The organism is Kribbella sp. CWNU-51 (genome assembly GCF_054073265.1).
Window position 1 is genome coordinate 1 of record NZ_JBSXMZ010000034.1, and the last position, 13,821, is coordinate 13,821.

Below are 13,821 nucleotides of genomic sequence, written 5' to 3' on the forward strand. Positions count from 1 at the left end.
AAGTCAGTGAGTGGTCGAGTCAGGACGACCACTGCGGGGGACCACACCCATCATCCTCACTGTGAGTGGCGCAGGTCCGGTCTCTGAAACCCAGGCGCGTACAGACAGCCGACCTACTAGTCTGCGAGGCATGCGAGTAGGAGTTTTCGGAGCCACGGGGCAGGTCGGTAGCGTCATGCGGGAGCTGCTCATCGAGCGGAAGTTCCCGGTGGACGAGGTGCGGTACTTCGCGTCGGCGCGGTCGGCCGGGAGCAAGCTGCCGTTCGGCGACACGGAGGTCACGGTCGAGGACTCCGCGACGGCGGACTTCGCCGGGCTGGAGCTCGCGTTGTTCTCCAACGGGAAGACGGCGTCCAGGGAGTTCGCGCCGAAGGTGGCTGCGGCCGGGGCTGTCGTGGTGGACAACTCGTCCGGGTGGCGGATGGATCCCGACGTACCGCTCGTCGTCTCCGAGGTGAACCCTGGTGACCTCGACCACCTGCCGAAGGGCATCGTCGCCAACCCGAACTGCACCACGATGGCCGCGATGCCGGTGCTCGCCCCGCTGCACCGCGAGGCGACGCTGACCCGGCTCGTCGTCTCGACGTACCAGGCCGTCTCCGGTTCCGGCGGCGTCGGTGTCAGCGAGCTCGAGGACCAGGCGCGGGCCCTGGTCGAGTCCGGCGGCAAGCTGGCCCGCGGCACCGAGGGGATCACCCTGCCCGAGCCCAAGGTGTACGCCGGTCCGATCGCGTTCAACGTGCTCCCACTGGCCGGCTCGATCGTTGCCGACGGCACCGGTGAGACCGACGAGGAGCAGAAGCTGCGGAACGAGAGCCGCAAGATCCTGCACATCCCGGACCTCCCGGTCGCCGGCACCTGCGTGCGCGTGCCTGTCTTCACCGGCCACTCGCTGAGCATCCACGCCGAGTTCGCCGAGCCGATCACCCCGGAACGCGCGACCGAAATCCTCGGCGGCGCCCCCGGTGTCGCGCTCGCCGACCTCCCGACGCCACTGCTCGCCGCGGGCCGGGACCCGTCGTACGTCGGCCGCATCCGCCAGGACCAGTCCGTCCCCGGCAACCGTGGCCTGGTTCTGTTCGTCTCCAACGACAACCTCCGCAAGGGCGCCGCCCTCAACGCGGTGCAGATCGCCGAACTCCTCGCCCAGCGCTGAACTCTTTGATCAGCAGCGGTAGAAGTCCTTGGTGTAAACGCCGTTGACCGCGCTGAGTGTGTGGTCGTAGCAGCCGTGACCGATCGAGCGGTAGCGGACGGTCTGGGTGCCGGTCGCGTGCCGCTGGTCACGCGGTACGCCGTAGATCCACGACGCGCGGCCGTGGTACGTCTCGGTGGTGATGGCCTTCGTGGTGCGGGTCGTGTCGTAGATCGACAGATCGGTGACGACGTCGTACCCGCCGGGGATGGTTGCGTTGGGCAAGAACGTGAGTACGCCGGTCTTGCCGTAGCTCAGGTCGGTCCGGTCGACCTTGCCGCCGCTGGTGGTTGTGGAGGTGTCACGCCAGCTCGCTGTGAGCGTGTCGCGCGACTCGCCGGCCTCCCAGACGTGGTCGGACACGTTGGTCAGCGTGCGCTGGACCGTCGTACGGATCCGGCCTTCGGACGTGTCGAGGTAGCCGCTGATCTTCAGGGTGCGAGAGGCCTTGGTGTGCACGGCTCCTGCCTCGCCCGGGGCGCCGGTCACGTCATCGGTCTTGCTGAGCGGCGAGACGGCGTACGACGTGAGTCCGCCGTGCGTCTGGGTGCGGTGGGGGTCCTTCCAGACGTGGAGGTTCGGGACCGTGAACCAGCCGCCGCTCTGTCCGGCCGGCACTCCGGCCACGTGGACGCGGAACTCGTGCGGTTTGCCGTCCGTGAGGAGACCGGCGAACGGGGTGAGGTCGTAGGTCAAGGGCTTGATGTCGAACGCGCGTGGGGCCGGGGACGGGCGCCAGGAGTACGGGTTCGACCAGCCGCCGGTGTAGATGTACGGGTACGGCAGGGCGACGCCGGCCGGCTTACCGTCGATCGAGACGTCGACCTCCCGGTACGGCGATCCGTCCGGGCACGAGTATCCGGTTTCGGCCGGGGCGGACGTGTCCCAGAACTCCTCGCAGCCGCCGCCGGATCCGGTGACATAGATCTCACCGAGCAACCGCGTGGTGTTCCGCGGGAGGGTCGCCGTACCGATCAGGTCGGAGTCCTCGCGGCGTTGGTCCTGCAGCGGCAGTACGGCGTCGGCGGTCTTGGCGGCCGGAGCGTTGCGCCCGGTGGTGTAGAAGTCGAGGGTGACGGTGATGTCGAGGACTCCGGTGTAGGTGTCGTCGACGACATTGCCGAGTTCCATCACGACCGGTTGCGGCGTACGGAGCAAGGGGATGTAGGCGGTGACGTCCTTCTGCACGTCCCAGGCGATGCCGTCCGTGCTCGGCTCCGGAGTAGAAGTGCGGAAGACGCCGACGCCGCCGATCGTGATGTGGCCGAGGCGGTCGTACTGGACGCCCTTCACCTCGCCGTGCATCCGCAACACGACCTTGGACCACGGGCCCTGACATGCGGCCGGGGGAGTGTAGGTCGACTGGTACGGGTCGAAGTTCCGGAACTGGTTCCGGACGATCTGCACCTCGCAGTGCTTGGTGGGCGGTACGGCGACCGGTGGCGCCGGCGTGCGTGGATCGTCGTAGTCGGAGCCGAACTCCGTGGGTGGAGTCACCGCTGTGGCAAGGGTCGGTGGAGTCGCCGCGGTGGCGGGCGCGAGCGACAGCCAGCCGAGGAGTAGAACGGATAGTGAGACGAGGGCCACCGACCGTATGCGCATGTTGCGGAAACGTAATGGAGAAGGTTCAGGCGGGCAAGCGAGTGCCATGGTCAGGCATGCCTCGCAGCAATTACCCTCCGGTTACTTGACCCCCGATGGAGGCCAGTTATGAAGCCTGTCGCCGATTCCGGCCAGCTCGCCCTGCTCAGCAACCGCAAGGACACGATGGCCCAGATGTTCCTGGACCGCGTCGCCGCGACCCCGCAGCGCGAGGCGTTCCGGTATCCGGCCGGGGATCAATGGAAGTCCGTCACCTGGCGGGAGACCGACGAACTGGCGCGCCGCCGGGCGGCCGGGCTGATTGCGCTCGGCGTCGAGCCGGAGCAGCGGGTCGCGATCGCGTCCAGCACCCGGATGGAGTGGATCGACTGCTACCTGGCCGCCGTACTGGCCGCGGCCGCGACGACCACGATCTACCCCTCGACGATGTCGACGGACGTGGCGTTCATCGTCGCGGATGCCGACGTACAGGTCGTGTTCGCCGAGGACGCGGGGCAGGTGGACAAGCTGCGGGAGCACCGGTCCGAGACGCCGTCGCTGCACAAGGTCGTCCTGATCGACGGCACTCCTTTGGACAGCGATGGGGATTGGGTCATCAGCCTGTCCGCGCTGGACGCGCTGGGTGATGCTTATCTGGCCGAGCATGCCTCGGTGGTCGACGAGCGGGTGGCGCAGATCAAGGCGGATCACCTCTGCACGTTGATCTACACCTCCGGCACGACCGGGCGTCCCAAGGGCGTGCGGTTGCCGCACTCGGTGTGGACGTACGAGGGCGCAGCGGTCGAGGGGATCCGGGTGCTCAGTCCGGACGACCTGCAGTTCCTGTGGTTGCCGTTGTCACACGTGTTCGGTCAGGTGCTGGTCGCCGTCCAGTGCCAGATCGGATTCGCGACGGCGGTGGACGGGCGGATCGACAAGATTGTCGACAATGCGGCGATCGTCCAGCCGACCTTCATGGCCGCGGCGCCGCGGATCTTCGAGAAGGCGCACGCGCGGATTGTGACGATGATCGAGTCCGACGGCGGGGTCAAGGCTCGGCTCTTCCGTTGGGCGTTCGGGGTGGGCGCGCGTGTGTCCGCCCTGCGCCAGGCCGGCAAGGAGCCGAGCGGGTTGCTCGCGGCGCAATTCGCCACGGCTGATCGGTTGGTGCTGTCGAAGATCCGGGATCGCTTCGGTGGGCGGATCCGGTTCTTCGTGTCCGGGTCGGCTGCCCTGGACAAGAAGCTGGCGGAGTGGTTCCATGCCGCCGGGCTGTTGATCCTCGAGGGGTACGGCCTGTCGGAGACCGCGGCCGGCTCGTCGCTGAACCGGCCGATGCAGTATCGGCTCGGCAGCGTCGGCCCGGTCTTTCCCGCCACCCAGGTCAAGATCGCCGAGGACGGCGAGATCCTGATCAACGGGCCCGGCGTGATGAGCGGCTACCACAACCAGCCCGCGCAGACCGCGGAGGTGATCGACTCCGACGGCTGGTTCCACACCGGCGACATCGGGCACTTCGAGGACGAATTCCTCTTCATCACCGACCGCAAGAAGGACCTCTTCAAGACCTCCGGCGGCAAGTACGTCGCCCCCCAGGTGATCGAGGGCCGCTTCAAGACCATCTGCCCCTACGCCAGCCAATTCGTTGTCCACGGCAACAAGCGCAACTTCGTCTCCGCGCTGGTCACCCTGGACCCCGACGCGATCGTCGCGTGGGCCGCCTCGAACGGCCTGGCCGGCAGGCCGTACGCCGAGATCGTCACGTCGGACGCCGCCCGCGCAATGGTCCAGGGCTACGTCGACGAACTGAACGCCGGCCTCAACCGCTGGGAAACCATCAAGAAGTTCACCATCCTCGACCGGGACCTCACCATAGAATCCGGCGAAATGACGCCCAGCCTGAAGCTCAAACGCAAGTACGTGGAAACCCAGTACGCCGACCTCCTCGACAAGATGTACGAGTAGGTCGCCGTACGCGCGCTCCACCTTCCGGACACCGATCAGGGCTGCTCGAGGAGCTGCTTCAGTACGGCGAGGTTCGCGGCCACCGCGGACTTGATGCGGCCGACTGCGATGGGAGCCAGGAGGTTCAACGGGCGCGGGGCGTGCAGGTCGACCGTGTTGGTGAGGGTAGTGGCGGTTCCTTCGGGGTGGAGGGTGTAGGTGAGGTGGGCGGGGAGGGCGTTGAGGGTGCCTTGGACGGTGAGTTGGTGGTTGGGGGTGAGCTCGATGATCTCCAGGGTTTCCTCGGCGTGGACGGGGATCGTGCGGGTTTGGAGGTAGCGGGTGCCGACGCCGGGCGGGCCGGGGGTGAGTTGTCGGGTTTCGGCGAGGGCGTAGTTCCATTGGGGCAGGTTTTCGAGGTTTGCCAGGTAGGCGAAGACCGTGGCCGGCGGACGTTCGATGGTGATCGTGTTGGTGAATTTCATCGGGGCCGCCGCGAGCTGTCGACGAGGCGTTGTGCTGCGGTCGGGTCGTGAGCCGGAAGGACGACCAGGCCGGGCAGGTGCTCGGCGAGGGCCAGGACTTTGTCAGTGGTGTGGGCGAGTGCGCCGCGGTCACCGACTCCTGGGAGCTGGCGGCGTTCGAGCAGACCGGCTTCGTAGGTGAGGTCGCCGACCATGAGGAGTGGTGGCAGGTCGCGTCGGCGTACGAGCATCGAGATCGAGCCGGGCGTGTGACCGGGCGTGGGGATCAGGACGATCGAGCCGTCGCCCATCACGTCGTACGCCTCGGTGAATGGCGCGACGCCCACATCGCTGGCGAAGGTGATGTGCTTCCAGCGCGCGCCGGGTACGTCGATGTGCGTGCGGAGGAAGCCACGGGCCTCGGGGGAGAACCCGGACAGTTGGGCCCACTCGGCCGCAGTGATCAGGAGCTCGCTGCCGCCGAGCTGCGGGATCCCGCCGATGTGGTCCTGGTGCAGGTGGGAGATGACCGCCTTGTCGACGTCGGCGGCCGAGTACCCGAGGGTGCCCAGTTGCGCGTCGAGCGTCTCGTGCTCTGCGATGTGGAACTTGGCCAGCCGGTCGTACACGACGCCGTTGAATCCGCCGGGGAAGTACGACGGATCCGTCACTGACGCGCGGTCCTGGCCGGTGTCGAACAACACCAGTCCGTTCGCGTGCTCGACGACGTACACATTGATCGGCCGGGGCGGCAGCCACCGGCGCGAGGTGAGCAGCCACCAGTAGAGCGGCTTCTTCGTGCCGTGGGCGTGTTCGGGGTGGATCTCGACGCTGCCGGTGCTGATCACCGACACCGCCCGGACCGGGTCTCCGGTACCGGTGCGCGCCGGCAATCTGGTCGCTTCCGTGGACATGTGGACTCCTGAGGTGCTCATCGGCCCGACGAGTTCGGGGCCGAGGGCATCAGTCTTCGCCCGCGGTCGCGGCGTGTCTGTGACTTTTGTAGTGCGCTGGAGTAACCGAGGTCACTCGTCGTCCGGGTTCCAGGTCTGGTCGTGGAGCCCGGTGGGGTCGAGGATGTGGACGCTGTCCGCCGAGGTGGCGACCAACTGGGCCAGCCGGAAATCTCGCAGTACTCGCGCCACCACCTCGCGGACCGAACCGACGGCATCCGCGAGCTCCTGCTGAGACACCTGGGCGACGAGCTCGCCGCGCGGACTCTGCTGGGTGGACGCCAGATCCAGCAGGTGAGCGGCGACCCGCTGCCGCACGGTGCCGAACGCGTTGACCGCGGTCTGCTGCAGGTTCTCGTACAGCCGGCGACTGAGCTCCTCCGCCATCGCCCACGCGACGCGGCTGTCTTTGCGCGCGGCGGTCGTCAACAAGCCGGCGTCGATCCGGAACAGGGTGGAGTCGGCGAGCGTCTGTACGCCGACATCGGCCGGACCCGCGACCAGCACGGCGATCCCGAGTACGTCGCGAGCACGCGCGTACCGGACTGTCACCTGACGCCCCTCGGGCGACGACATGTAGACGCGCAACAGCCCGCGAACCACCAGCAACGCCCGAGGCGCAGACCGCTCCCGATACAGCGTGCTACCCGCCGGGTACTCAATCCGATCACCTGTGGCCAGCAAGCGCTCGATCAAGTCAGCGGGCAGCCCCCCGAGGAAGCTCCCAGCCATCGCCGCCGCCACATCCCCATCACCCACCGTCCAAGCATCCGCCACCCACCCCACCCCGGGACAACCGGTTCCGGGGGCGGAGGTCATGGTTGCCTTCGGCCTGTCGTCAGGCGAGCGGACCTGAGACTCTGGGGTCATGGACGCGAGCGCGGCCAGACCGCGCGACCTGAGTTCGCAGGCTCGGTGGGCGGTGGGGAAGGCCGCTCGGAAGCGGGTGCCGCGGCGGATTCATGCTCAGTGGGAGCCGGCGGCCGATCGGCCGGATCCCGTCGACGTCCTCGAGGCACAGGCCGCCACCCGGGAGCAGGACCTGATCCCGATTCGTTACGGCCGGATGCTCGCCTCGCCGTTCGCCTTCTACCGCGGCGGTCCGGCGATCATGGCGAGTGATCTCGCCGGGACTCCGACGAGTGGCATCTCCGTCCAGACGTGCGGTGATGCGCACCTGGTCAACTTCGGACTGTTCGCCTCGCCCGAGCGGGACCTCGTCTTCGACGTGAACGATTTCGACGAGACGCTGCCGGGGCCGTGGGAATGGGATGTGAAGCGCCTGGCGGCGAGTGTTGCCATCGCTGCGCGGCAGAAGGGACTCCCACGCCACCAGCAGCATCACGTGGCTCGGTTGACGGTGCGCGGTTACCGAGAGGCCATGCTCGACTTCGCTGGGTTGGCGACGACAGACCTGTGGTTTCTGCACATGTCGTCCGAGCAGTTGACCGACATCGCCGGCCAGCTGGAGGCGGAGTTCGGGGTCCAGGCACCAAAGCTTGCTCCCGACCGGCTGGAGAAGATCTTCGCGAGAGCCCGGGCGCGCGACAGTCTGGGCGCCTTCGCCAAGCTATGCCAGAGCGACGGCGAGACGGTACGGCTGGCCAGCCATCCGCCGCTGCTGGTTCCCGTCAGGCAGCTGTGGACCGGCGACGGCGTGAATCGGGTTGCTGCGGGCATTCGGTTGGCCTTTGACAGCTATCGGGCGAGCGTGAGCGACGCCCGGCGAGCGCTGCTCGACCAGTTCGAGATTGTCGACATGGCGCGGAAGGTGGTGGGTGTCGGCAGCGTCGGCACACGCTGTTACGTGGTCCTGCTGCGGGGCAAGAGCCGGGAGGACGTGCTGTTCCTGCAGGTCAAGCAGGCGGAGGCATCGGTTCTCGAGCCTCACCTGGGGGTCAGCAGCTATTCGAATCACGGGCATCGGGTGGTGGTCGGCCAGCGTCTGCTCCAGGCCCTGCCGGACACGTTCCTCGGCTGGTCGACAATGCCGGACGGAAACGATTTCTACTTCCGCCAGCTCTGGGACATGAAGGGCGAGATCGACCCGTCGAAGCTGACTGTCGGCGGTCTGGGCATCTACGGTGCTCTGTGCGGATGGACTCTTGCGCGCGCGCATGGCCGAGGAGGCGACGAGGTCGCCATCGCGGGCTACCTCGGCAAGTCCGACACCTTCGACCACGCGATCGCCGACTTCGCCGTCACCTACGCCGACGTCAACGACCGCGACCACCAACGACTCGCAGCCGCCGTCGCCGCAGGCAAAATCAAGTCCGCCACACCATGACTCCGGGCGGCAGGCCGATGTCAACGGGTCTACTGGGTGCTGGAGGTTGCCAGGAGAGCGGCGTGTTTGCCGGTGGTCAGGGATTGGCCTTGGTCGATCATCTGTTCGGCGATGCGGTCTACGGCGTGGGAGAAGGCTTCGGAGTTGTCGGGGTCCCAGTCGGAGAGGCGGTCGAGCATCCAGTCGCGGAAGGCGCCGACGAAGCGCTGGAACATCTCCAGGCCGAGGGTGGTGAAGCGGTAGTGGCCGAGGGTCTCGGAGAGGTAGCCGTCGGCAACTAGTTGGGTGGCGATGGGCTCGAAGACGCCGGGTGGGACGCGGAGGTCGCCGGTGATGTCGCCGAGGGTGGCGGAGCCGGCGTCGGCGCCGCCGCGGAAGACGCGCATGATCATCCAGGCCTGGGCGACGTTCAAGGGGATGCCGGACTGGGCCAGGACCTCGGGGGCCGGGTTGCGTTTGTGGTGCTGGACGACCAGGGCGGCGAGGCGCTGGAGTTCGTGTTCGGAGTCGAACGACGCGGGGGCGGCGAAGTTCTCGCCGACGTCGCTGGCGGCCATCCGGGCGGTCTCGCGGAGCGGGACCTCCGTCAGCATCAGCGCGACCAGGAAACCGAGCGCCGCCACCGGCACAGCCCACAAGAACACGACATGCAAGGAGTCCGCGTACGCCGCTGTCACCGCCGGCCGGACCGAGTCAGGCAGTGAGCGCACACCGTCGACAGTCGTGACCACTTGAGGGTCAGCACCCGTGGTGCGAACCGCCTCGGCCAGGTGAACGGGCAGCTGGTGCGCATAGATCGACCCGAAGACCGCGACCCCGAACGAGCTGCCCATCGTGCGCAGGAAGCTCACCCCGGACGTCGCGACCCCGAGGTCGGCGTAGTCGACGGTGCTCTGCACGACCACGGTCGGCACCGGCATGCACAGTCCCACGCCGCGATCACCGCCATCGCGGTCACCATGATGCCGCCGGCGCCCAGGCCCTGGATCGCGCGGGAGCCGACCAGCTACAGCATCGAGTTGGCCATCCCGCACAGCGCGGAGCCGGCCAGGAACAGCACGACGCTGATCAGGAACATCCGCTTGCGCCCGTAGAGGTCGCCGAACTTCCCGACCAGCGCGGTCATGATGGTCTCGGCGAGCAGGTACGACGTGACCACCCAGGACAGATGGTTGGCGCCGCCCAGGTCGCTGACGATGGTCGGCAGCGCGGTCGCCACGATCGTCTGATCGAGGGCCGCGAGCAGCATCCCGAGCATGATCGCGACCACGACCGCGTTCCGGGTGCCGCGCCCGATCGGCTGAGCCTCGGTGTCCATGAGCCGAATGTAGCTATTCGCGGACCGTCTGCCACTACAGAACGACGGAGGTCCGGTGACGAAATCTCCGGGAAGGAACCGGGAAGGAATGGTGGGCGCGGGTCCGTAGGATGGGTGGGTGCCGTCGACATTGCCCGAGGGGGAGGTTGCGCCCCGGGACGGGGCGTTGCCGCAAGCAGCTGTGCGCGAGGCCGGATCCCGGCCGCTGGGCTTCTATCTCCATGTGCCGTTCTGTGCGTCCCGGTGCGGGTACTGCGACTTCAACACCTACACCGCCAAGGAGCTCGGCGGCGGCGGGTCGCAGGCGTCGTACGCCGAGACCGCGGTGGCCGAGGTTCGGCAGGCCCGGCGCGTCTTGAAGGAGCTGGACAAGCCGGTCGAGACGGTGTTCTTCGGTGGGGGTACGCCGACATTGCTGCCGGCCGGTGATCTCGGCAAGATGCTGACCGCCGTACGGGACGAGTTCGGACTGGCCCCGGGGGCCGAGGTGACGACCGAGGCGAATCCGGAGTCGGTGGACCCGGCGTATCTCGAGGCGCTGCTCGAAGCGGGGTTCACCCGGGTGAGCTTCGGGATGCAGAGTGCGTCGTCGCACGTGCTCAGGATTCTCGATCGGCAGCACACGCCGGGCCGGGCGCTGGAAGCGGTCAAGGAGGCGACGGCGGCCGGGTTCGACCATGTGAATTTGGATCTGATCTACGGGACGCCGGGGGAGTCGCTCGACGACTGGCGGGCCTCGCTGGAGTCCGCGTTGTCGGCGCAGCCGGATCATGTCAGCGCCTACGCGTTGATCGTGGAGGACGGCACCCAACTGGCCCGTCGGGTACGGCGCGGCGAGTTGCCGATGCCGGATGACGACGATCTGGCCGACAAGTACGTGCTGGCGGACGAGATGCTGTCCGCTCAGGGCCTGAACTGGTACGAGGTGTCCAACTGGGCTCGCACCGAGGATGCGCGCTGCCGGCACAACGAGCTCTACTGGCGCGGCGACACCTGGTGGGGGATCGGTCCGGGCGCGCACAGTCATGTCGGTGGCGTCCGCTGGTGGAACGTGAAGCACCCCAGCGCGTACGCCGAACGCCTCGACGCCGGCGACAGCCCGGCGTACGCGCGGGAGACTCTCGACGCCGAGACCCGCCGAGTCGAGCGCGTGCTCCTCGAGGTCCGGCTCGCGGCCGGTCTGCCGCTCGACGTCCTCGACGAAGCCGGCCGTGCGGCCGTTGACGCGGTCGTAGGAAACGGCCTGGCGACGATCACGTCGGCCGATGAGGATCGCCTCGTGCTGACCCGCAAGGGTCGGTTGCTGGCTGACGCGGTGGTCCGCGACCTACTGCCGTAGACGATCAGAACCGATCACAACAAGCGCCTACCTGGGTGGCAAGGCGCCGCGCTCGGCCAGGCGGCGCTCGGGCGCGGGAGCCGCTTCGGCGAGCAGTTGGGTGTACTCGTGCTGCGGATCGAGAATCACGTCGTCGGCCGGACCGTGCTCGACGACCGCGCCGCGGTATAGGACCATGATCTCGTCGCTGAAGTGCCGGGCCGTCGCGAGGTCGTGGGTGATGTAGAGCACCCCGAGGTTCTCCTCGCGCTGCAGCGTCGCGAGCAGGTTGAGTACGCCGAGACGGATCGACACGTCGAGCATCGACACAGGCTCGTCGGCGACCAGGAGCGCCGGCTCCGGCGCGAGGGCCCGGGCGATCGCGACGCGCTGACGCTGGCCCCCCGACAACTCGTGCGGTCTCCGGTGGGCGTAGTCCCCGGCCGGTTCCAGCCGTACCCGGCGCAACAGGTCCAGCACGCGCTCGGTCACCTGGTCACGCGAGAAGCCGGGGTGATGCAGCCGCACCGGACGGGCGAGGTGATGGCCGATCGTGTGGTACGGGTTGAGCGACGCGAACGGGTCCTGGAACACCATCTGCACGGCCTTGCGATAGGCCGCGGCCCCTGCACCTCGGTACCGCATGGGTTCGCCGTCCACCAGGATCGCGCCCGAGGTGGGCCGCTCGAGCTGCATCAGCAACTTGGCGATCGTCGACTTCCCCGACCCGGACTGACCGACCAGAGCGACGGTGCGCCCCGGTTCCAGTACGAAGCTCACCTGGTCGACCGCGCGCAGTCGCGTGGTCCGCAGGCCGTTGCGCAGCCGGTAGTCCTTGACCACCTCCTGCATCTCCAGCACGGTCATCGTGCCTCCATCTCCTCGGCCACTGCGGCCTCCACCGTCTGCTCGGTCTCCTCCAGCGCGATGTCGTCACCGGGTACGCCGTTCCGGACGAAGCCGCCGCGCTGGCCGGTCAGGCTGGGGAACGACGACAACAGACGCCGGGTGTAGGGATGCTGGGGTTGCGTGTAGAGCGTCACCGCGTCGTCCAGCTCGACGATCAGCCCCGCCCGCATGACCGCGATCCGGTCACTGATCTCGAGCAGCAGGGGAAGGTCGTGGGTGATGAAGAGGACCGCGAACCCGAGGTCCGACCGCAGGCGAGTGATCTCGTGCAGGATCTCCCGCTGCACGACCACGTCGAGCGCGGTGGTCGGCTCGTCCATGATGAGCACCTGCGGTTCGAGTGCCAGTGCCATCGCGATCATGACGCGTTGCCGCATGCCGCCGGACAGTTCGTGCGGATAAGCGCGGAGGCGGTCGCGGTCGACGCCGACGCGTTCGAGTAGCTCACCGCACCGTCTGCGGCGCTCCGTCCTGCCCAGCTCCGGCCGATGCGTCAGGAAGACGTCTTCGAGCTGCTCGGCGATCCGCAGTACCGGGTTGAGCGAGTTCATCGCGCCCTGGAACACCATCGCGATCTTGTCCCAGCGGAACGCGCGCAGGTCCTCGCCGCCGAGGCTCGACAGGTCGATGTCGTAGCCCTCGCGGGACGAGAACACGACGCGCCCGCCGGTGATGGATGCCGGCGGCTTCAGCAGGCGGGTGATTCCGTACGCGAGGGTCGACTTCCCGCACCCGCTTTCGCCGGCCAGGCCGAGGATCTCCCCGCGTCGCAGCGTGAGCGAGACCTCGCGGACGGCATGCACGGTCGACTCGGCCAGATAGTCGATGCTGAGGTTCTCGATGCGCAGCACCGGGTCCGTCATGCGCCCACCTCGGTCGCTGCCTTCTCCCGGTCGCGGCTCATGCTCCACTTGGCGCGTTCGGCACGCGTCTGCGAGCGGAGCTTCGGGTTGATGATCTCGTCGATCGAGAAGTTGATCAGGGACAAGGCCGCGCCGAAGAGGGCGATCGCCAGGCCCGGAGGTGCGAACCACCACCAGGCACCGAGCCGGAGCGCGAGCCCGTTCTGTGCGTAGAACAGCATCGTGCCCCAGGTGAAGGATCCGGAGGCGCCGAGCCCCAGGAACGACAGACCGGCCTCACCGAGGATCGCGAAGATCACCGCGAAGACCACCTGCGAGGCGAGGAGTGGAATCAGGTTCGGCAGGATCTCGACGAGCAGGATCCGCCAGCGCTTCTCTCCACTGATCCGCGCGGCGAGCACGTAGTCGCGGCTGCGCACGCTGAGGGTGAAGCCGCGCAGCACCCGCGCCGAACCGGCCCAGCTCGTGATGGCGAGGACGGCGGCCACCAGCCAGATGGACTTGTTGGGCACGTAGCTGGAGATCAGGATCACCAACGGCAGGCCGGGAATGACCAGCATGATGTTGGTGAGGAGAGAGAACGCCTCGTCGGCCCAGCCGCCGACGAATGCGCCGACGACGCCGAAGAAGGACGACAGCAGCAGCGTGATCGCACCGACCACGACGCCGATGATCAGCGAGCCACGGGTCGCGTAGGCGAGCTGGGCGAAGACGTCCTGACCGGTCTGCGTGGTTCCGAGGACGAAGCCGTGTCCCGGGCCGGTCAGTCCGATGTCTCGGACCGTCGACGGACTGCCGACGACCAGCGGGCCGATCAGCCCGAAGGCGACGATCAGACCGGCGATGGTGAGGCCGACACCGAGTTTCGCGGTCATCGGCGGCAGCCGGCGCCTCGTCCGGCCGGCCGGCGATCCTTCCTCGGCGGCCGCCTGCGCCGCCCCTTCAGTGGTGATGGCCATCAGGTTCACCCAAATTCCTGTAGATAGAGC

13 protein-coding genes are annotated in these 13,821 nt (G+C 67.9%); 4 read left to right on the forward strand and 9 right to left on the reverse strand.

Annotated elements, in window-relative coordinates; translation table 11 throughout:
* The first annotated feature begins 130 nt into the window (after positions 1-130).
* Positions 131-1,156, forward strand: a complete 1,026-nt coding sequence (locus tag ACXC9Q_RS30120) for an aspartate-semialdehyde dehydrogenase (RefSeq protein ID WP_457060003.1) — start codon at positions 131-133, stop codon at positions 1,154-1,156.
* A gap of 9 nt (positions 1,157-1,165) precedes the next feature.
* Here the strand turns inward: ACXC9Q_RS30120 and ACXC9Q_RS30125 are convergent, their stop codons facing one another.
* Positions 1,166-2,797 (reverse strand): peptide-N4-asparagine amidase, encoded by a 1,632-nt coding sequence (locus ACXC9Q_RS30125; RefSeq protein WP_457060004.1) that lies wholly within the window; start codon positions 2,795-2,797, stop codon positions 1,166-1,168.
* A gap of 108 nt (positions 2,798-2,905) precedes the next feature.
* On the opposite strand from ACXC9Q_RS30125, the gene ACXC9Q_RS30130 reads away from it, so the two are divergent.
* The gene (locus ACXC9Q_RS30130) at positions 2,906-4,741 is read left to right on the forward strand and encodes an AMP-dependent synthetase/ligase (protein WP_457060005.1); all 1,836 of its coding nucleotides are present in this window, start codon (positions 2,906-2,908) and stop codon (positions 4,739-4,741) included.
* A 35-nt stretch (positions 4,742-4,776) separates the two neighbouring features.
* On the opposite strand, the gene ACXC9Q_RS30135 is transcribed toward ACXC9Q_RS30130, so the two are convergent.
* The 3 genes from ACXC9Q_RS30135 to ACXC9Q_RS30145 all read right to left on the reverse strand — a co-directional run bounded on the left by ACXC9Q_RS30135 (position 4,777) and on the right by ACXC9Q_RS30145 (position 6,896).
* A complete protein-coding gene (locus tag ACXC9Q_RS30135) occupies positions 4,777-5,205 on the reverse strand; it encodes an SRPBCC family protein (protein WP_457060006.1) in 429 nt (142 codons plus the stop codon).
* Positions 5,202-6,098, reverse strand: a complete 897-nt coding sequence (locus ACXC9Q_RS30140) for an MBL fold metallo-hydrolase (RefSeq protein WP_457060007.1) — start codon at positions 6,096-6,098, stop codon at positions 5,202-5,204. The genes ACXC9Q_RS30135 and ACXC9Q_RS30140 overlap by 4 nt, the downstream gene beginning before the upstream one ends.
* 111 nt (positions 6,099-6,209) lie before the next feature.
* A complete protein-coding gene (locus ACXC9Q_RS30145) occupies positions 6,210-6,896 on the reverse strand; it encodes a Crp/Fnr family transcriptional regulator (RefSeq protein ID WP_457060008.1) in 687 nt (228 codons plus the stop codon).
* A 109-nt stretch (positions 6,897-7,005) separates the two neighbouring features.
* On the opposite strand from ACXC9Q_RS30145, the gene ACXC9Q_RS30150 reads away from it, so the two are divergent.
* Positions 7,006-8,424 carry a DUF2252 domain-containing protein gene (locus tag ACXC9Q_RS30150; protein WP_457060009.1) on the forward strand — a complete coding sequence of 473 codons (1,419 nt, stop codon included), beginning with the start codon at positions 7,006-7,008 and terminating at the stop codon, positions 8,422-8,424.
* A 29-nt stretch (positions 8,425-8,453) separates the two neighbouring features.
* Here the strand turns inward: ACXC9Q_RS30150 and ACXC9Q_RS30155 are convergent, their stop codons facing one another.
* Entirely contained in the window at positions 8,454-9,344 is an 891-nt protein-coding gene (locus ACXC9Q_RS30155; RefSeq protein ID WP_457060010.1) for a hypothetical protein, read from the reverse strand.
* A gap of 86 nt (positions 9,345-9,430) precedes the next feature.
* Positions 9,431-9,742 carry an MFS transporter gene (locus tag ACXC9Q_RS30160; protein WP_457060011.1) on the reverse strand — a complete coding sequence of 104 codons (312 nt, stop codon included), beginning with the start codon at positions 9,740-9,742 and terminating at the stop codon, positions 9,431-9,433.
* A 118-nt stretch (positions 9,743-9,860) separates the two neighbouring features.
* Between ACXC9Q_RS30160 and hemW the strand changes: the two genes are divergently transcribed.
* Positions 9,861-11,081 carry a radical SAM family heme chaperone HemW gene (gene hemW / locus ACXC9Q_RS30165; protein ID WP_457060012.1) on the forward strand — a complete coding sequence of 407 codons (1,221 nt, stop codon included), beginning with the start codon at positions 9,861-9,863 and terminating at the stop codon, positions 11,079-11,081.
* A gap of 27 nt (positions 11,082-11,108) precedes the next feature.
* Here hemW and ACXC9Q_RS30170 read toward each other — a convergent pair whose 3' ends face one another.
* From ACXC9Q_RS30170 to ACXC9Q_RS30180, 3 genes are read right to left on the reverse strand one after another with little or no spacing between them, the layout of a single operon-like run.
* On the reverse strand, positions 11,109-11,927 hold the full coding sequence (locus ACXC9Q_RS30170; protein WP_457060013.1) for an ABC transporter ATP-binding protein: 819 nt from the start codon (positions 11,925-11,927) through the stop codon (positions 11,109-11,111).
* Positions 11,924-12,832 (reverse strand): ABC transporter ATP-binding protein, encoded by a 909-nt coding sequence (locus ACXC9Q_RS30175; protein ID WP_457060014.1) that lies wholly within the window; start codon positions 12,830-12,832, stop codon positions 11,924-11,926. Before ACXC9Q_RS30175 ends, ACXC9Q_RS30170 begins: the two co-directional genes overlap by 4 nt.
* The gene (locus ACXC9Q_RS30180; RefSeq protein WP_457060015.1) at positions 12,829-13,791 is read right to left on the reverse strand and encodes an ABC transporter permease; all 963 of its coding nucleotides are present in this window, start codon (positions 13,789-13,791) and stop codon (positions 12,829-12,831) included. Before ACXC9Q_RS30180 ends, ACXC9Q_RS30175 begins: the two co-directional genes overlap by 4 nt.
* Between the last annotated feature and the right edge of the window lie 30 nt (positions 13,792-13,821).

Excerpts from the sequence above, each read along its gene's own strand:
- ACXC9Q_RS30120 (WP_457060003.1), top strand. The coding sequence starts at position 131 with ATGCGAGTAGGAGTTTTCGGAGCCACGGGGCAGGTCGGTAGCGTCATG.
- ACXC9Q_RS30125 (WP_457060004.1), bottom strand. The coding sequence starts at position 2,797 with ATGCGCATACGGTCGGTGGCCCTCGTCTCACTATCCGTTCTACTCCTC.
- ACXC9Q_RS30130 (WP_457060005.1), top strand. The coding sequence starts at position 2,906 with ATGAAGCCTGTCGCCGATTCCGGCCAGCTCGCCCTGCTCAGCAACCGC.
- ACXC9Q_RS30135 (WP_457060006.1), bottom strand. The coding sequence starts at position 5,205 with ATGAAATTCACCAACACGATCACCATCGAACGTCCGCCGGCCACGGTC.
- ACXC9Q_RS30140 (WP_457060007.1), bottom strand. The coding sequence starts at position 6,098 with ATGTCCACGGAAGCGACCAGATTGCCGGCGCGCACCGGTACCGGAGAC.
- ACXC9Q_RS30150 (WP_457060009.1), top strand. The coding sequence starts at position 7,006 with ATGGACGCGAGCGCGGCCAGACCGCGCGACCTGAGTTCGCAGGCTCGG.
- ACXC9Q_RS30155 (WP_457060010.1), bottom strand. The coding sequence starts at position 9,344 with ATGCCGGTGCCGACCGTGGTCGTGCAGAGCACCGTCGACTACGCCGAC.
- ACXC9Q_RS30160 (WP_457060011.1), bottom strand. The coding sequence starts at position 9,742 with ATGGACACCGAGGCTCAGCCGATCGGGCGCGGCACCCGGAACGCGGTC.
- ACXC9Q_RS30170 (WP_457060013.1), bottom strand. The coding sequence starts at position 11,927 with ATGACCGTGCTGGAGATGCAGGAGGTGGTCAAGGACTACCGGCTGCGC.
- ACXC9Q_RS30175 (WP_457060014.1), bottom strand. The coding sequence starts at position 12,832 with ATGACGGACCCGGTGCTGCGCATCGAGAACCTCAGCATCGACTATCTG.
- ACXC9Q_RS30180 (WP_457060015.1), bottom strand. The coding sequence starts at position 13,791 with ATGGCCATCACCACTGAAGGGGCGGCGCAGGCGGCCGCCGAGGAAGGA.